The sequence below is a fragment of the Mesorhizobium sp. M0910 genome, from assembly GCF_040319465.1.
Lineage (GTDB): Bacteria > Pseudomonadota > Alphaproteobacteria > Rhizobiales > Rhizobiaceae > Mesorhizobium.
In genome coordinates, this window is sequence record NZ_JAMYNZ010000002.1 from 720,897 (window position 1) to 736,987 (window position 16,091).

The 16,091-nt window shown below is 62.5% G+C and carries 17 protein-coding genes; 9 read left to right on the forward strand and 8 right to left on the reverse strand.

Features of this window, described 5'->3' with window-relative positions; genetic code table 11:
* The first annotated feature begins 59 nt into the window (after window positions 1-59).
* Window positions 60-515 (forward strand): hypothetical protein, encoded by a 456-nt coding sequence (locus tag NKH78_RS07475; protein WP_352505894.1) that lies wholly within the window; start codon window positions 60-62, stop codon window positions 513-515.
* 8 nt (window positions 516-523) lie between these two features.
* Here NKH78_RS07475 and NKH78_RS07480 read toward each other — a convergent pair whose 3' ends face one another.
* Window positions 524-1,498: a WD40 repeat domain-containing protein gene (locus NKH78_RS07480; RefSeq protein WP_352882491.1), complete on the reverse strand. Its 975-nt coding sequence runs from the start codon at window positions 1,496-1,498 to the stop codon at window positions 524-526.
* Between the two features lie 151 nt (window positions 1,499-1,649).
* Window positions 1,650-2,717: a CobW family GTP-binding protein gene (locus NKH78_RS07485; RefSeq protein ID WP_352740484.1), complete on the reverse strand. Its 1,068-nt coding sequence runs from the start codon at window positions 2,715-2,717 to the stop codon at window positions 1,650-1,652.
* Window positions 2,718-2,916: 199 nt separating this feature from the next.
* Between NKH78_RS07485 and NKH78_RS07490 the strand changes: the two genes are divergently transcribed.
* Together NKH78_RS07490 and NKH78_RS07495 are read left to right on the forward strand one after the other, a co-directional pair.
* On the forward strand, window positions 2,917-3,639 hold the full coding sequence (locus NKH78_RS07490) for an intradiol ring-cleavage dioxygenase (RefSeq protein ID WP_352686615.1): 723 nt from the start codon (window positions 2,917-2,919) through the stop codon (window positions 3,637-3,639).
* Between the two features lie 202 nt (window positions 3,640-3,841).
* On the forward strand, window positions 3,842-4,324 hold the full coding sequence (locus tag NKH78_RS07495) for a MarR family winged helix-turn-helix transcriptional regulator (protein WP_352686618.1): 483 nt from the start codon (window positions 3,842-3,844) through the stop codon (window positions 4,322-4,324).
* A 1-nt stretch (window position 4,325) separates the two neighbouring features.
* Here the strand turns inward: NKH78_RS07495 and NKH78_RS07500 are convergent, their stop codons facing one another.
* Complete coding sequence (locus tag NKH78_RS07500) at window positions 4,326-5,186, reverse strand: AraC family transcriptional regulator (protein WP_352740486.1); 861 nt, start codon at window positions 5,184-5,186, stop codon at window positions 4,326-4,328.
* A gap of 50 nt (window positions 5,187-5,236) precedes the next feature.
* Here NKH78_RS07500 and NKH78_RS07505 point away from each other — a divergent pair, with 50 nt between their 5' ends.
* From NKH78_RS07505 to NKH78_RS07525, 5 genes are all read left to right on the forward strand, one after another.
* On the forward strand, window positions 5,237-5,644 hold the full coding sequence (locus NKH78_RS07505; protein WP_254816031.1) for a DUF2000 family protein: 408 nt from the start codon (window positions 5,237-5,239) through the stop codon (window positions 5,642-5,644).
* 176 nt (window positions 5,645-5,820) lie between these two features.
* Window positions 5,821-6,705, forward strand: a complete 885-nt coding sequence (locus tag NKH78_RS07510) for a DMT family transporter (protein WP_352740488.1) — start codon at window positions 5,821-5,823, stop codon at window positions 6,703-6,705.
* A 68-nt stretch (window positions 6,706-6,773) separates the two neighbouring features.
* A complete protein-coding gene (locus NKH78_RS07515; RefSeq protein WP_023676245.1) occupies window positions 6,774-7,796 on the forward strand; it encodes a LacI family DNA-binding transcriptional regulator in 1,023 nt (340 codons plus the stop codon).
* Window positions 7,793-8,773, forward strand: coding sequence for a 2-hydroxyacid dehydrogenase (locus NKH78_RS07520; RefSeq protein WP_352740490.1), 981 nt, complete (start codon window positions 7,793-7,795; stop codon window positions 8,771-8,773). The genes NKH78_RS07515 and NKH78_RS07520 overlap by 4 nt, the downstream gene beginning before the upstream one ends.
* A gap of 152 nt (window positions 8,774-8,925) precedes the next feature.
* Window positions 8,926-9,321, forward strand: a complete 396-nt coding sequence (locus NKH78_RS07525; RefSeq protein ID WP_352740492.1) for a hypothetical protein — start codon at window positions 8,926-8,928, stop codon at window positions 9,319-9,321.
* Between the two features lie 6 nt (window positions 9,322-9,327).
* On the opposite strand, the gene NKH78_RS07530 is transcribed toward NKH78_RS07525, so the two are convergent.
* Complete coding sequence (locus NKH78_RS07530) at window positions 9,328-10,101, reverse strand: gamma-glutamyl-gamma-aminobutyrate hydrolase family protein (RefSeq protein WP_352480083.1); 774 nt, start codon at window positions 10,099-10,101, stop codon at window positions 9,328-9,330.
* A 284-nt stretch (window positions 10,102-10,385) separates the two neighbouring features.
* On the opposite strand from NKH78_RS07530, the gene NKH78_RS07535 reads away from it, so the two are divergent.
* On the forward strand, window positions 10,386-11,495 hold the full coding sequence (locus tag NKH78_RS07535) for a TRAP transporter substrate-binding protein (RefSeq protein ID WP_352740494.1): 1,110 nt from the start codon (window positions 10,386-10,388) through the stop codon (window positions 11,493-11,495).
* Between the two features lie 66 nt (window positions 11,496-11,561).
* Here the strand turns inward: NKH78_RS07535 and NKH78_RS07540 are convergent, their stop codons facing one another.
* From NKH78_RS07540 to NKH78_RS07555, 4 genes are all read right to left on the reverse strand, one after another.
* Complete coding sequence (locus tag NKH78_RS07540) at window positions 11,562-12,584, reverse strand: zinc-dependent alcohol dehydrogenase family protein (RefSeq protein WP_352740496.1); 1,023 nt, start codon at window positions 12,582-12,584, stop codon at window positions 11,562-11,564.
* Window positions 12,585-12,616: 32 nt separating this feature from the next.
* A complete protein-coding gene (locus tag NKH78_RS07545; RefSeq protein ID WP_352506052.1) occupies window positions 12,617-14,395 on the reverse strand; it encodes a TRAP transporter large permease in 1,779 nt (592 codons plus the stop codon).
* Window positions 14,395-14,979: a TRAP transporter small permease subunit gene (locus tag NKH78_RS07550; RefSeq protein WP_352700890.1), complete on the reverse strand. Its 585-nt coding sequence runs from the start codon at window positions 14,977-14,979 to the stop codon at window positions 14,395-14,397. The genes NKH78_RS07545 and NKH78_RS07550 overlap by 1 nt, the downstream gene beginning before the upstream one ends.
* Before the next feature lie 206 nt (window positions 14,980-15,185).
* Window positions 15,186-16,091, reverse strand: a complete 906-nt coding sequence (locus NKH78_RS07555; protein WP_352480085.1) for a branched-chain amino acid ABC transporter permease — start codon at window positions 16,089-16,091, stop codon at window positions 15,186-15,188.

Here is a 16,091-nt window from a genome sequence, read left to right on the forward strand (position 1 = left end):
AGGCGCTTGACCGCGAGCCGCCTTCGGGCGCCAATGGTACTTCGGCCGGAGGGGACAAGATGGTGCGGGCGATCGTCTGCGCAGCAACGCTGCTGTCGTCGGTTGGTGCGGCTCTGGGGTCGGGCGGCATCTGGTGTTCCGCCGAGGATGCAGCCGTCAAATTTCAGGTCGGTGCCGGGGTCACCAGAGGCATGGGCGGGCCGACCTTCAATTTTAGCGGCGAGCTCGAAATTCTGGGCAGGCCGGCTGCCGACAGTCTGCGCAAGACGGTGTTCGGGGATCAGAACCTCACGCAATATTGGCTCGACAACAAGGAACTGCGGCTGCTCGTCTACCACGAACGGCAGGTCGAGAACGCCTACGGCTATGTCGAACTGGCGATCCTGACCAAGGCCAGCGACGAAGGCGTCTATGACGGCCGCTATTTGCTCTCAATCTATGATGTTACGGCTGATGCCGAAAAGGACGGCAAACCGGATGAATTGACCGGCAAAGTATCTTGCGGAGCCGAGTAAGTAACAGGCTACGCCGAAATATCGATGACGCCGCAGTCACCCGCGGCGCTGCCAAAGGCGACGCGGCGCTCTTGCCTGTCCCACATCATCGAGGTGACGGCGCCCTTGCCCGGCCGGCGCAACAGCACTTCCCTGGCGTCCGCGAAGCGCACCGCCATCACCATGCCGTCATCATAGCCGACAGCAACGACGTCCTGGCTCGGGTGACAGGCGACGGAGGTGACCATCGCATTGCCGCGCGTGCCGAGTTCCAGCGGCGCCTTGCCCATTGGCCCGTCCTTGCCCGAAAACGGCCAGACGATCGCCGCCGGCGCGCCGGAACTCGCCAGCCATTTGCCCTTGGCGCTCCACGACAGGCTTTTGACCTTGCCGGGGTAGCCGGACATCCGCATGTGCTTGCCGTCGGCGAGCTTCCAGCCATGCAGCGCGTTTTCCTGCATGGTGGTGACGACGAAGCCGCCGTCCGGCGAGAAGGTGATGCCGGTGTGGGCACCGGCCCATTCGAGTTCGACCGGCTTGCCGTCGGCGGCCGGGAAATGCAGCGTCGCGCCATTGTAGCGGGCAACGCCGACGCGCATGCCCTTGGGCGAGAAGGCCAGCCCCTCGACCGAGCGCGGATGCGAGAATTCCCTGGTTTTGCCGTCGGCAAAGCGCACATAGACAATCTTGCCCGAAGCATAGGCAACAGCGCCTTGCGGCCCGGCGGCGACGCTGGTGATCCATTTTTTGCCTGCGGTCGCCAATTCCGCGGTATTGCCGCCAGCGGTCACGCCAAAGATCCTGCCGTCCTCACCACCGGTGATCAGCCGGTCGTTCGCCGCATCATGGAAGGCGGCGAGCATCCCGTCATTGGCCTGCACCGTCTTGTGGCCGTGGTCGAGCCGATGGATTGTGCCGTCAGCCAGCGCAAAGTGCGGCACGTCGCCGAGGAACACGGCGGCGAGGCAGTGGCCTTCGAGATCGAGCGGGGCGACTGTGGGCATGAGAGATAGTTCCGTCCGAGGTTTCTGCTACCTCACCCTTAAGGGGTTGAGCTGCCCGTCTCAACCCGTGCTTCGGATCGTCGTGAGTAGAGAGCGCCAGCGTTGCGGCTGCCCCTCCTCCCACAAGGGGGAAAGGAAGAAGGCAGCTAAATCAAGCGGCCTGGCAGGCCTCGAAGCTTGTCTTCAGCCGCTCGGCATCGAGTTCGCGTCCGATGAACACCAGCCGGCTCTCGTGTTTCTCGCCGTCCTTCCAGGCGCGCTGGTGGTCGCCCTCGATGATCATGTGCACGCCCTGGATGACATAGCGCTCGTCATCGCCTTTCAGCGCGATGATCCCTTTCAGCCGCAGGATGTTCGGGCCTTCCATCTGGGTGACCTTCTCGATCCACGGGAAGAACTTTTTCGGGTCCATCTCGCCACCGCGCAGCGACACCGACTGCATGGTCACGTCATGGATGTCGGAAGGGTGCGCATGATGATGGCCGTCATGATCGTGGTGATCATGGCCGTCGTGATCATGGTGGTGGTGGTCATGATCATGATCATGATGGTCGTGATCGTCATGAGCCTCGAGGAAGTGCGGATCGTTCTCCAGCGCTCGGGACAGGTCGAACGCACCGCGATCCAGCACCTCGGACAGCGCCACGCTGGCGCGCGTGGTGCGATGGATGCGTGCCGCCGGGTTGATGGCGCGGATCGTTGCCTCAACCTTGCTCAGCTCTTCGGGGGTGACGAGATCGGTCTTGTTGAGCACGACGACGTCGGCAAAGGCGATCTGGTCCTCGGCCTCGCGGGAATCCTTGAGGCGCAGCGGCAAGTGCTTGGCGTCGACCAGCGCCACCACCGCATCGAGCCTGGTCTTGGAACGCACATCGTCGTCCATGAAGAAGGTTTGCGCTACCGGCACGGGATCGGCGAGGCCTGTGGTCTCGACGACGATGGCGTCGAAGCGGCCGGGTCTGCGCATCAGGCCTTCGACGACGCGGATCAGGTCGCCGCGCACGGTGCAGCAGATGCAGCCGTTGTTCATCTCGTAGATTTCCTCGTCGGATTCCACGATTAGCTCGTTGTCGATGCCGATCTCGCCGAATTCATTGACGATGACCGCGTAGCGCTTGCCATGGTTTTCCGAAAGGATGCGGTTGAGCAGTGTCGTCTTGCCGGCGCCAAGATAGCCGGTGAGGACGGTTACGGGGATCTGCGTCTGTGCGTCGCTCATATTGTGCCTCGAATAGGGATTGTCGGCTCCATATAGGATGTGTGCTCGGCTTTTGCACGAGCCAAACCGGTGGACCAAAGAGAGGCTGGTATTGCCGAACTTTCCTCACATTGCCGAACTTTCATTGGCGCGGGTTGGCGGTGGGCTTAGACAGGCAAAGGGTCATTCACGAGGGCTGTTCGAATTGAAGAGACGCCAGATGTCCGACAAGTCCTTGCCACTAAGCCGTCGGCAGGCGCTCCGTCTCGTTGCGGTTACCGCTGGCGGCATATTCCTGCCCGCCGGTGCAAGGGCCGGGAAGGTTTCGCCCTATGCCGGGCTTGCTTTGTTCGAAGCAGGTGCCGGCGTCTGCGCCATCACGCCCGAGGTCGCTGAAGGGCCGTTCTATTTCGACCCGAAGCTCGAACGCGCCGATATCACCGAGGGCAAGAAGGGCATCGCCCTCAATGTGCGGCTGCAAATCGTCGACGCCGCCTGCCGGCCGCTTCCCGGCGCACGCGTCGACATCTGGCATTGCGACGCCCAGGGCGCCTATTCTGGTTATCCCGGACAGGGCGACGGGCAGGATATCGACACGTCCGGCCAGAGTTTTCTGCGGGGCTGGCAGAGAACCGATGAAAGCGGCATCGCTTCTTTCGCCACCATCTATCCCGGCTGGTATCGCGGCCGCACCACCCACATCCATTTCAAGATTTTCCCTGACGACCGCTCGGTAATGACCGGCCAGATGTTCTTCCCCGACAGCCTCAGCGAGCAGATATTCGCCACCGTCGCGCCCTATAAAGATCGCCCGGGCAAACGCGATACATCGAACGCGCGGGACGGCATTGCGCGGCAGGCCGGGCTGCTGTCGCAGGCAGCGCTGCGGGAAATGGCGGACGCCTTTCAGGCCTTGATGGTGGTCGCGGTGAAGGCCGGTTGAGAACGCCTCGTCATGTCCCATCCAGCCCTTCCAGAAAGTCGTTTGTCATCTAACTGAAATAAACATCTGGCATTAGCCACGGCGAACACCGCGATGCTTGCCGGCAAAGCTATTTTCCGAGCCGGAATGTTTTCGATGGTCATTGCCAACCGGCGGCCTGCTTCTATGCTGTCCGCTCCGGTTCGGCCGAGGAGGGATGAGCATGGCCAAGGCGGACAAGACTGCAACAATGAGCCGGCTGCATTCGGCGGCGCGGCTGGCGCGCACGGCGCTCGCCGCCCGGCTTCTGGCGCATGGTTTCTATGCCGGCCAGGACCAGATCATGCTGGCGCTCGACCGCGAGGACGGGCAGACGCCCGGCAACCTTGCCGGCCGCCTCGGCGTGCGTCCGCCGACCATCACCAAGACCATCAACCGGCTGCAGGCACAGGGTTTTCTGGAAAAGCGCGCCTCCTCCGCCGATGCCCGCCAGGCGCATATTTTCCTCACCGACACCGGCCGCGAAATCATCCACGCCATCGAGAAATCGGTGAAGAAGACCGAAAAGCAGGCATTGAAGGGTCTCGACAAGAAGGATCAGAAAGCGCTGTTCAAGCTGCTTGCCCGCGTCGAGGCGAACCTGTCGAACGGCGAAATGGTGCTCCCGGATGACGACCTGGATATAGAAGAAAAGATGCTTGAATAGCTCACGCGTTCGCCGCTGACGGCCGCCGCGTCAGTGCCGACCAACGTCCCGGTGTGACGCCGAACGCCTTCTTGAAATGCCGATTGAAATGGCTTTGATCACTGAAGCCGGCGGCGATGGCGATTTGCGCCAGCGGCTCGTCGGCTTCGATCATCCGACGGGCTCGCTGAAGCCGGCGCATCAACAGGAACCGGTGCGGGCTGGTCGAGAAGGTCGCGCGAAAATGCCGCGACAGGGCATAACGGTCCAACCCGGTTATCGCCTCCAATTCGTCTGAACGTACAATCCGCGCGACATTTTCCTCCAGATAGTCGCGCGCCAGGCTGGCGGCGCGCCACGCCGTTTTCGCTACCGGTTTCGCCGGCTGACCGGCGTGCCGGGCCAGGCTTTGCATAAGCTGCGTCATGAAATCGACGACAAACAGCTCGTCCAGTTGCTGATCCAGCGGCCCGAGCGCCGAAAGCAGATCGCGGTCTGTCACAACGGCATTCCTGACGAACGGCAGTGATCCGCCGCCGAGACAATCGAGCATCAGGGACGGCTCCAAATAGAGCATTCTGTATCGCAAGCCGTCTTCGGTGCCGGCACCGCCATCGTGCAGTTCGTCGGGATGAAGGATAATGATCTGGCCAGGCAGGCTCAGATGCATTTGGCCGCGATAGCGGAAGCGCTGCACGCCATAAAGCGTCACCCCGATCGCATAGGTGTCGTGGCGATGGAGATCGAAGGCGTTGCCGTGGAACCGGGCCTCGATGCGTTCCATGCCGGCAGCACGGGGTGCCGGTACGATGCAGTTTTCGGCTGCATCCACGCACAAACGTCCAAGACCCTGAAAGGCTTCCCCGTCTAGACCGTGCGGCATCGCTTTTCTCGCAGCCTCGGATTGGCCCCTTTCGGATTGGAAACTGTCGCATGTTCGATACGAAATTTGCAATCGTGCTCAAGGATGATCTTCCCGTCTGGCAAAAGCTCAATGTCACCGCCTTTCTGACCAGCGGCATCGTCGCGCAATTTCCCGACATTATCGGCGACCCCTACCGTGATCGCGCCGGCAACATCTACAACCCGCTGTCGATCCAGCCGGTCATCGTGCTTTCGGCGGACGGCCAGACACTCGGCGCGATCCAGCGGCGGGCGCTGGAGCGTGGTGTGACGGTATCGCTCTATGTCGAGGAAATGTTTTCGACTGGTTATGATCTGGCCAACCGTGCCGTCTTTGCCGAATTTGCGCCGGAGGATGCCAAGGTGGTCGGCATTGCGCTTCGCGCCGAAAAGAAACTCGTCGACAAGATCACCAAGGGCGCCCGCATGCACGCCTGACTCGCCGGCCACCAGCAACAAAACGTGAGCCTGTCGTTGTGCCAGCCTCTTTTGGCTTGCCCGCGGGCGACAATTCCCGCATGGGTGAAGGACTGCCTTGCTTCCCGTCCGGCCTGAAATTGAATGCTTCCCCAAGACATGACGAAAGCGCGACATCGCCGGCGGCGATCCTGTGCATGCTTTCCGTCTATGTGTTTTTCACCTTCCTCGACACCAGCAGCAAGTACCTTGTCCTGGCCGGCGTCTCGGCGCTGATCGTCGCGTGGACCCGCTTCGCGGTCCATGTGCTGATCGTCGGCGTTTTTCTGCGCGGATGGCGTGAGCCGCTGCGCTTTCGTCCCGCCAACCTGCCGGCGCACATCACGCGCGGTCTGCTCCTGTTCGGATCGACGATGTTCAACATTCTGGCGCTGCGGACGCTGCAACTGGCGGAAACCACCTCGATCTACTTCTTCGGCCCGATGGTGATCACCGCGCTTGCCGGTCCGTTGCTCGGCGAATGGGCCGGCTGGCGGCGCTGGCTGGCGATCATGAGCGGCTTTGTCGGCGTCCTCGTCATCACCCGGCCGGGCGTCGGCGTTTTTGGCGTCGGCCATCTCTTTGCGCTCGGCTCGATGCTGTCGAACAGTTTCTACGTCATCATGACGCGCCGCATGTCGGCTACGGAAACCTCGGAAAGCCTCATCCTGTTTTCGGCGCTGGCGCCGGCCGTGCTGCTTTTGCCGACACTGCCGTTTTCGCCTTCGCTGCCGCAGGATGGCTGGCACTGGTTCATATTGCTGATGCTTGGCGTCTTCGGCGCCATCGGTCATTGGCTTCTTGTGCAGGCTTATCGCCTTGCCACCACCACGGCCCTGGCTCCCTATCCCTATTCGCAGATGATCTGGATGATCATCTCCGGCCTGATCGTCTTCAACCAGTTTCCCGATCGCTGGACGCTGGTCGGTGCCACAGTCATCGTCGCCAGCGGCCTCTACATCGTTCACCGTGAGCACCGGCTTCGTTTGCGCAACCGCGCAACGCTGGACGCGGAGGCGGAAGCGCTGGCAAAAAAACTTTGATTTGCTCGGAATCGATGGCATAAGAGCCGGCCTTTAAACAGTTTAAATTGCTTCGGGAGCCCAGGGCGCTGGCACAGAAGATCAAGCTTTCGACCATCGCGGATGCGCTCGGCGTGTCCACGGCCACGGTCTCGCTGGCCTTGCGCGACAGCCCGCTGGTCGCCGGCGGCACCCGCGACCGCATCAAGGAACATGCCCGCGCCATCGGCTATATCTACAACCGCCGCGCCGCCAGCCTGCGCACCTCGCGCTCGGGCATAGTCGGCGTCGTCGTCCACGACATCATGAACCCGTTCTTTGCCGAGATATTGCGTTCGATAGAGAGCGAGCTCGACCGCAGCCGGCAAACCTTCATCCTGTCGAACCACTACGACCAGCTCGAGAAACAACGCACTTTCATCGACACGCTTCTGCAGCTCGGCGCTGACGGGGTCATCATGTCGCCGGCCATCGGCACGCCGCCCGAAGACATAATCATGGCCGAGGAGAACGGTCTCCCGGCAGTGCTGATTGCACGCACCGTCGAAGGTGCCGACGTGCCGGTGTTTCGCGGCGACGATGCCTATGGCACCGGGCTTGCCACCAACCATCTGATCTCGCTTGGCCACAAGCGCATCGCAATGATCGGCGGTACCGATCAGACGTCGACCGGCCGCGACCGCTATCAGGGATATGTCAACGCCATGGAGGCGGCGGGGCTTGAGGTCAGGCCGTCCTGGCGTATCGCGGGCCCGCGCACCAAGCAGGCCGGCTTCGAGGCTGCCGGGCAGTTCCTGGCGCTAAAGGACAGGCCGACCGCGGCCTGCTGCTGGAACGACCTCGTAGCCATCGGCCTGATGAACGGCATTGCCCGCGCTGGTCTGGTGCCGGGCATCGACATTTCGGTCACGGGCTATGACGACCTCGAGGAGGCGGCGATCGCGACGCCGGCGCTAACCACGGTCTGGAACGGCCAGCGTGAGGTTGGCCGCCGCGCTGCCAGCGCGCTGCTCGACAAACTCAACGGACAGACGGTGCGGCCGTCGCAGGAACTGATCAAGCCGGAACTGCATGTGCGCCAGTCGACCGGCAAACCGGTGGAACGTGCATGACAAAAACCGACCAGCAAGCTGTTACCATTCTGGTGCCGGGCCAGTTCAACGACCATGCGGTCGGCCGCATCGACGGGGCGTTCAGCCGCGTCCGGATCGAACGCGCCGATCCGTCGCTGGTCACCGACGAGATGCGCCTTACCGTGCGCGGCATAGCCGCCTTTGGCGGCATAAGCGCCGCGTTGATGGACGCGCTGCCAAAGCTCGAGATTATCGCCAATTTCGGCGTCGGCTATGATTCGGTCGATGTCCACCACGCCGCACGGCGCGGCATCATGGTCACCAACACACCGGATGTGCTGACCGAAGAGGTCGCCGATACGGCGCTCGGCCTGTTGATCAATACCATCCGCGAACTGCCGCGCGCCGAGGCCTGGCTGCGCGATGGAAATTGGCTGCGCAACGGCAACTATCCGCTGAGCCGGCTGACTTTGCGCGGTCGCCATGTCGGCATCTTCGGCATGGGCCGCATCGGCCTCGCCATTGCCCGCCGGCTCGATGCTTTCGGACTGCCCATCGCCTATCACAACCGGCGCCGCGTCGAAGGCCTGCCCTATGACTATCACCCGACGCTGAAAGGTCTCGCCGAGGCGGTCGACACGCTGATCTCGGTGGCGCCCGGTGCGGCCTCGACGGACAAGGCCGTCAATGCCGAAATCCTCTCGGCTCTGGGGCCGAACGGCGTCTTCGTCAATATCGGCCGGGGCAGCACGGTCGACGAACCAGCTCTTGCCGCCGCACTTGCCGGCGGCAGCATCGCCGCTGCCGGGCTAGACGTTTTTGCCGACGAGCCGAACGTGCCTGCGGCGTTGCTTGCCGCGCCCAACACCTCGCTTTTGCCTCATGTCGGCTCGGCCTCGCAGCACACCCGCCGCGCCATGGCGGACCTGTGCGTCGACAATCTGGTCTCGTGGTTTTCGCAGCGCAAGGCGCTGACGCCGGTGCCGGAGACGGCAAACGTCAAGGCGAGGCCGTGACCGCCCTATTGTTAACTTCAGCTTAACCCTTCGGAATCATTCTGCCTCCTTGGCTAGTGTATGTCCCCTTGACAGCACATGGCAGCAAGATGAAGCGCGCCTCCTCCTGATGACATCGAACACGGCGCGCTTGAAATGCGCGGAGAAACAGGATGAAAACGCTTCCCGCATTGATGGCGATTGCTGCGCTGTTAGGCAGCGCCCAGCTGTTTTACGCCGGTAGCGGTCAAAGCCGCGCAGCCAGTGAGCCAGCACCTTCGTCCAGCACCTACAGGCTGGTAGCCCATGGTGACGAGGCGTCTTGTGCGGTCACCCGTGGCGCCGAGATTTCGCAAGGCCTGTCGCTGTTGACGGTCGCCGCGAATTGCCGCCGGGTGTTGCCCGGTGTCGAGCAGGCGAAGTTCTGGCGAGAGCAGGATGACGGCACGGTCACATTCAGCGCCAACGGCAACGATCCGATCGTCATGTTCTCGGTCGCCGATGGCGACGGTTACGAATCCTACGCGCCGGTGCTGCCGCTGCTGACCCTGGCGTCGGCCGGCAACTGACGAGCCCTATTCTGCCGCAGCGCGCGCACCCGATTTCGCCGCCTGATGCAGCCGCACGGCGTCACCGAAAGCGCGAAATATCTTTACCGAGATGCTGTCCGATTTGACCCAGTATTCGGGATGCCACTGGACGCCGACGGCGAAAGCCCGTGCATCGCGCACCGAGACCGCCTCGACAGTGCCGTCGGCGGCGACCGCTTCGACCTGCAGCTTTGGGCCAAGCCGGTCGACAGCCTGGCGATGCACCGAATTGACCATGATGTCGCCGGCGCCGAAGACCCCGGCCAGGCAGCTGCCGGGTTTTATCGACACGCTCTGGCGGATGGCGAAGCGTTCGTCCTGATTGTCGCTTGCAGGCGCACGATGATCGAGCGAACCGGCGCGTTCCTGGATTTCAGTGGCCAGCGTGCCACCCAGCGCCACATTCATCTCCTGGATGCCGCGGCAGATCGCGAGCAGCGGTACTCCGCGCTCCACCGCCCTGCGGATCAGCGGCAGCGTGGTGGCGTCGCGGGCGGGGTCGTAGGGACCATTGGCTTCACTGGCGTCACCGCCGTAGAGCGAGGGATGAACGTTGGACTTCGAACCGGTGACCATGACGCCGTCGACGGCGGAAAGCAGTTCATCGAAGTCGAGCCGGTCGCCGAAGGACGGTACCAGCAGCGGGAACACGCCTGCCCCTGAAAGCGCCGCTTCAAGATATTGCTGCGGCGCGGCATGCCAGGTGTAATTGTCGAACTGGCGGACGTCGGTCGATATGGCGACGAGCGGCTGGTGCATTTGGTCCGGATCCCATCGGGTGCAACGAATTATCTGCCTGCAAAATAGGCGATCCGAAGGCGCATTTCCATGGCAAGTTTCGGCGTGTCGCGTAGGCCAGTTAATCGACGTTAGACTATAGTTGCAAGATCTGGCCCAACGCCGTGAATTTCTCCGAAATGCGCCACTCAAACCGGGCTGCCGCGCTGGACTCGACTCCTTGCCTGTGTATTGTCGGCTCGAAGCCGATGCGGGCGCCGAAGCGTCCCGAACGTCGGTCAGTTGATCCAAACGGGAGGAACTTCATGGATCGTCGTTCGTTCATCCGCAAGGCCGGCACCACGGGTTTCGGCGCTGCGGCCGCTGCCGCGACACTTGCTGCGCCGGCCATCGCCCAGTCCAATCCGAAAGTAACCTGGCGGCTGGCGTCGTCCTTCCCGAAGTCGCTCGATACGATCTACGGCGGTGCCGAAGTGTTTTCCAAGATGCTTTCGGAGGCGACCGACGGCAACTTCCAGGTCCAGGTCTTCGCCTCCGGCGAACTCGTTCCCGGCCTGCAGGCCGCCGATGCCACCACAGCCGGCACGGTCGAGGCCTGCCATACTGTGGCATACTATTACTGGGGCAAGGACCCGACCTGGGCGCTGGGAGCGGCGGTTCCGTTTTCGCTCAACGCGCGCGGCATCAACGCCTGGCACTATCATGGCGGGGGCATCGATCTGTTCAACGAGTTCCTGGCGACGCAGGGTCTGTTCGGGCTGCCGGGGGGCAATACCGGCGTGCAGATGGGCGGCTGGTTTCGCAAGGAGATCAAAACGGTTGCCGACCTTTCCGGCCTCAAGATGCGCATCGGCGGTTTTGCCGGCAAAGTGGTGCAAAGGCTCGGCGTGGTTCCGCAGCAGATCGCCGGTGGCGACATTTATCCGGCGCTGGAAAAGGGCACGATCGATGCCGCCGAATGGGTTGGCCCTTATGATGACGAGAAGCTCGGCTTCTACAAGGTTGCGCCCTATTACTACTATCCCGGCTGGTGGGAAGGTGGACCGACCGTCCATCTGATGTTCAACAAGGCGAAATACGACGAACTTTCGCCGGCTTACAAGTCGCTGGTGCACACTGCCGCCCAAGCGGCCGATGCCAACATGCTGCAGAAATACGACTACCTCAACCCGGCGGCGGTGAAGCGGCTGGTTGCCGGCGGCGCCAAGTTGAGTCCGTTCAGCCAGGAGATCATGGCCGCCTGCTTCGAAAAGGCCAACGAGGTCTATGCCGAGATGGAAGCCTCGAACGCGCCGTTCAAGAACATCTGGGACTCGATCAAGGCGTTCCGCAAGGAGCATTATCTCTGGGCGCAGGTGGCCGAGTACAACTACGACACCTTCATGATGGTCCAGCAGCGCAACAGCAAGCTCTGAACCTTGCTGCTCTGCGGCGCCGGCGTTCCTTCGGGACGCTGGCGCCGCAGCGCATTCCGTTTGCGATCAGCCGGGCACCACCAGAACCTTGACTTCGCCTGGCGCAGGCGGATTGGCGATCACTGCAGCTGACTCTTCAAGCGTGACCTGCCGCGATATCAGCCGGTCTACCTCGATAGCCCCCGAAGCGATAAGATCGGCGGCCCGGCGATGGGTAAAGGGATTGAGGAAGGAGCCCAGGACCTTCAACTCGCGGAACAGCAGGTCGAACGGTTCGAACGCCGCTTTCATGCCTTGCGGCATAACGCCGACGACGACAATTGTGCCGCCCGCTTTGGCCAGCCGCATCGCCTGCTCAACAGTGTCTTTCACGCCTGCGCATTCGAACACCACGTCGACGCCGCCCGGCATCAAACCCGACCGGCCGACGATCGCATCGGTGACATCGAAGGCGCTGGGATCGACCGTCGCCGTTGCGCCAAGTCGCTCGGCAAGAGCCCGCCGCGAGGCCTGACGCGTCGACAGGATGATGGTCGTCGCACCGGCGAGCTTTGCCAGCTGAACGGTGAGCAGGCCGATCACGCCGCCGCCGAGCACCGCGACCGACGAGCCTGGTTTGATCGCGGCAAGGTCCACGCCATGCAGGCAGCAGCCGAGCGGCTCGCAGAAAGCACCATGCGTAGGCTTCAGATCGGCTGGCAAGGCGAAGGCCTGTTTCTGCGGCAAGGCAAGATATTCGGCAAAGCCGCCGTCGCGATGGATGCCGATGGCACGCAGATTGCTGCAGAGATTGACTCGGCCCGCTTGACAATGCGCGCAGCGCCCGCAGGCAATATTGGGATCGCCGGTGACGCGGTCGCCGACCGAAAAGCCGGATACCGCAGGTCCGATCGCCTCGACGATGCCGGAGAATTCATGCCCGAGCGTCACGGGCGGCGTGCACGGGAATTCACCATGGAAAAGATGTCTGTCGGTGCCGCAGACGCCGCACGCCTCGATCCGTACCAGCAGATCGCTCGGCCCGGCGGTCGGTTTCTCGACCTCGCACACGGCGAGGCCGCCCACCCGCTCCAACCGAACCGCCTTCATGGCTGCAGGGCCTTCCTCAGTTGAAACTCGCCTCAGTTGAAACTCGGGGGTTGCGACAGATCGATTGCCGGTGCCGCCGGCTTCGCGGGCGGCTTTTCGTCGAAGCTCGGCGGCTGCGACAAATCCGGTGTGGAAGGTGAGGCCGGGGCAGTGCCGCCGTTGGCCGGCGGCGTGCCAAGCGGCGACAAGCCGATGCCAGGCGTTTCCGGCACCTGGTAGTTGATGGTGCCCGGATCGACGACGGTGCCTTTGTAGTGCATCACCATCTGCGGGAAGGCGATGGTCAGGCCGATCATGATTACCTGGATACAGACGAAGGGCACTGCGCCCCAATAGATCTGCCCTGTGGTGACCGGCGCGATCTGCTTGCCGGTGAGCCGGTCGAGATAGGGCACGCGCGCGGCGACCGAGCGCAGATAAAACAGCGCGAAGCCGAAGGGCGGATGCATGAAGGAGGTCTGCATGTTGACGCCTAAAAGCACGCCGAACCAGATCAGGTCGATGCCGAGCTTGTCGGCCGCCGGCGCCAAAAGCGGCACGATGATGAAGGCAAGCTCGAAAAAGTCGAGGAAGAAGGCGAGCACGAAGACGAGGATGTTGACGCCAATCAGGAAACCGACTTCACCGCCCGGCAGCGAGGTCAACAGGTGCTCGACCCAGATGTGGCCATTGACCCCGTAAAAGGTCAGCGAGAACACCCGCGCGCCGATCAGGATGAACAGAACGAAGGACGACAGCCTGGTCGTCGAGGCCAGCGCCTGCTTGACCACGTCGAGCGACAGCCGCCCCTTCATCGCGGCCATTGCCAGCGCGCCGACGGCGCCCATGGCGCCGCCTTCCGTCGGCGTGGCGATGCCGAGGAAGATGGTGCCCAGCACCAGGAAGATCAGCGCCAGCGGCGGGATCAGGACGATGATCACCTGCTGCGCCAGCCTCGACATCAGGTTGATCTTCAGGCGCTGGTCGACGATCGCCACGACATAGATGAAGATGACGCCAATAGTGGCGCCGAGGATATCGGCGTCGCCGCCATGGTTCGGCGCAAGGTAGCGATACGCCGCATAGGAAACCACCACCGCCGCCAGCACCGCCGCCAGCAGCGACAGCACGCCGTGGCCGAGCGTGCGGGCCTCCAGCGGCAGGGCCGGCATCGACTTCGGCCGGAAGATCGACATGAGCAGGATGTAGAGCATGTAGATGCCGGTCAAAATGAGCCCGGGGATCAGCGCTCCCTTGTACATATCGCCGACCGAGCGGCCGAGCTGGTCGGCCAGGACGATCAGCACCAGCGACGGCGGGATGATCTGGGCGAGGGTCCCGGACGCGGCAATGACGCCGGATGCCAGCCGCCGGTCGTAGCCGTAGCGCAGCATGATCGGCAGCGAAATCAGACCCATGGCAATGACGGAGGCCGCCACCACGCCGGTCGTCGCGGCAAGCAGCGCGCCGACGAAAATCACGGCATAGGCAAGGCCACCACGGACCGGTCCGAACAGCTGGCCGATGGTGTCGAGCAGGTCTTCGGCCATGCCGGATCGTTCGAGCACGATGCCCATGAAGGTGAAGAACGGGATCGCCAGCAGCGTATCGTTCGACATCACCCGGCTGCCATAGAAATTATCCGGCAACGCGTGCAGCAACGGCCAGGCGAGATTGATGGAGCCGCCCGAATAGGGCGACAGCAGCACGCCGATGAAGAAGAACATCAGGCCGTTGGCGGCGAGCGAGAAGGCGACGGGGTAGCCGATCAGCAGGAAGACGACCAGCGAGGCAAACATGATCGGCGCCATGTTCTGGGCGATGAACTCGATCACGAGCGCACCTCTTCCACGAGCGCCTTGGCTTCTAGCTCGGCCTGCTCATGCACCGATATGAACGGAGTGGGATCGTCCATCTGACCGCGCATGATGGCGATCTTTTTGATGATCTCGGAAATGCCCTGCAGCGCGAGTAGAAAAAAGCCGGCCAGCAGAATCGCCTTCGCCGGCCAGATGATCAGCCCGCCGGAATTGTTCGACATCTCGCCGCTGCGATACGACAGCGACACATAGGGAACGAAATAGACGACCATCAACGTCACGAACGGCATCAGGAAGAAGACGTGACCGAAAAGGTCTATCCAGTGCTGCACACGGCGCGAGAACATGCCGTAGACGATATCGATGCGGATATGGTCGTTCTGTTTCAGAGTGTAGGCGGCGGCCAGCATGAAGGCGGCGCCGAACAGATACCATTGCAATTCCAGCCAGGCGTTCGAGGACATGTCGAACACCTTGCGGATCACGGCGTTGGCGGCGCTTACCAGGATCGCCAGCAGGATCAGCCACGAAACCCATTTGCCGATGAATTCGTTCAAACGGTCAATGGCTCTGGAAAGAGCGAGAAGCCCTGCCATGCATTCCTCCCTTGTGTCGGAGCGCGCCGGTTCCCTGTCCGTCGCGTCGCTGTGGACCAACGGTATGCAGTGCGTGGTTCGGCGGGTCAACATCGGACAGCCCGCATAAACACAGTTGTGAGGTGGCCGCCGGCAAAATGCTGCCGCGTCCTTTGCATGTCCAAGGGGACATGTGGTTCATTCATCCAACCAAAGTCGGATGCGGCTCAGGCGATCTTCTGTTGGTCGCGGCCGGAGCCGATCAGCACAAGCATAGCGACGAGGAACAGGTACATCCAGCCGTCCCGCCATTCGAGCGGGAAATAGCCGGACCATAGCGATTCGGCCATGCCGAAAGCGGCGGCGCCTAGTGCCGCCCGCAAAGGCGAGAGATAGCCGCCCACTGCGGTCACGAACAGGATTTTCAACCCGTAGACCAACCCTGTGCCGAAGCTGATGTTGCCGTAGTAGAAGGCGGCGAGCACGCCAGCCATTGCCGCGCAAAGGCCGCCGAAAAGCACCGCACGCCGAAACACCGCGCGGACATCGACGCCGCACATCGCAGCGGCGTTTGGATCGTCGGATACGGCACGCCAGCTTCGGCCGAAGCTGGAATGTGTGAACCCCCACGCAGCCAGCGAAATAGCCGCCAGGACGGCGGCGCAATCGAGCAACTGAATCAGTGTCAACGTCGCCTTGAAGCTGGCATTCTGCGCGAAGACGATGGTCTGGGCCAGCATTGGCGGCAACCATAGGTCATGGGTATCGGCGGCGATGCGGCTGGCTTCCGACAAGACCAGCAATATGCCGAGCGTGGTCACCACGATGGCGTTGGGCGAGCGGGCGGCCAGCGGTTCGAAGATGCTTCGCGACAGGACATGGCTGAGCAGCGCCGCATAAAGGAATGCCGCCACTACGCCGAGCGCGACCGATGCAAACAGCGTCAACCACAGCGCCTGATAGCCGAACGCCGCGGTGAGGATCATCGTATGCCCGCAAAAGGCGAACAGCGCGCCATAGGCAAGATTGGTGCGGTGCAGGATGCCGTTGGTCAGCACGTAGCCGAAGGCAAGCAATGCGTAGAGCGCGCCCGAATGCAGCCCGTTCAGAACCTGCTGGAAGAAATAGAGCAT

Excerpts from the sequence above, each read along its gene's own strand:
- NKH78_RS07475 (WP_352505894.1), top strand. The coding sequence starts at position 60 with ATGGTGCGGGCGATCGTCTGCGCAGCAACGCTGCTGTCGTCGGTTGGT.
- NKH78_RS07490 (WP_352686615.1), top strand. The coding sequence starts at position 2,917 with ATGTCCGACAAGTCCTTGCCACTAAGCCGTCGGCAGGCGCTCCGTCTC.
- NKH78_RS07485 (WP_352740484.1), bottom strand. The coding sequence starts at position 2,717 with ATGAGCGACGCACAGACGCAGATCCCCGTAACCGTCCTCACCGGCTAT.
- NKH78_RS07555 (WP_352480085.1), bottom strand. The coding sequence starts at position 16,091 with ATGCTCTATTTCTTCCAGCAGGTTCTGAACGGGCTGCATTCGGGCGCG.
- NKH78_RS07550 (WP_352700890.1), bottom strand. The coding sequence starts at position 14,979 with ATGGCAGGGCTTCTCGCTCTTTCCAGAGCCATTGACCGTTTGAACGAA.
- NKH78_RS07500 (WP_352740486.1), bottom strand. The coding sequence starts at position 5,186 with ATGCCGCACGGTCTAGACGGGGAAGCCTTTCAGGGTCTTGGACGTTTG.
- NKH78_RS07480 (WP_352882491.1), bottom strand. The coding sequence starts at position 1,498 with ATGCCCACAGTCGCCCCGCTCGATCTCGAAGGCCACTGCCTCGCCGCC.
- NKH78_RS07505 (WP_254816031.1), top strand. The coding sequence starts at position 5,237 with ATGTTCGATACGAAATTTGCAATCGTGCTCAAGGATGATCTTCCCGTC.
- NKH78_RS07525 (WP_352740492.1), top strand. The coding sequence starts at position 8,926 with ATGAAAACGCTTCCCGCATTGATGGCGATTGCTGCGCTGTTAGGCAGC.
- NKH78_RS07535 (WP_352740494.1), top strand. The coding sequence starts at position 10,386 with ATGGATCGTCGTTCGTTCATCCGCAAGGCCGGCACCACGGGTTTCGGC.
- NKH78_RS07530 (WP_352480083.1), bottom strand. The coding sequence starts at position 10,101 with ATGCACCAGCCGCTCGTCGCCATATCGACCGACGTCCGCCAGTTCGAC.
- NKH78_RS07495 (WP_352686618.1), top strand. The coding sequence starts at position 3,842 with ATGGCCAAGGCGGACAAGACTGCAACAATGAGCCGGCTGCATTCGGCG.
- NKH78_RS07520 (WP_352740490.1), top strand. The coding sequence starts at position 7,793 with ATGACAAAAACCGACCAGCAAGCTGTTACCATTCTGGTGCCGGGCCAG.
- NKH78_RS07540 (WP_352740496.1), bottom strand. The coding sequence starts at position 12,584 with ATGAAGGCGGTTCGGTTGGAGCGGGTGGGCGGCCTCGCCGTGTGCGAG.
- NKH78_RS07510 (WP_352740488.1), top strand. The coding sequence starts at position 5,821 with ATGCTTTCCGTCTATGTGTTTTTCACCTTCCTCGACACCAGCAGCAAG.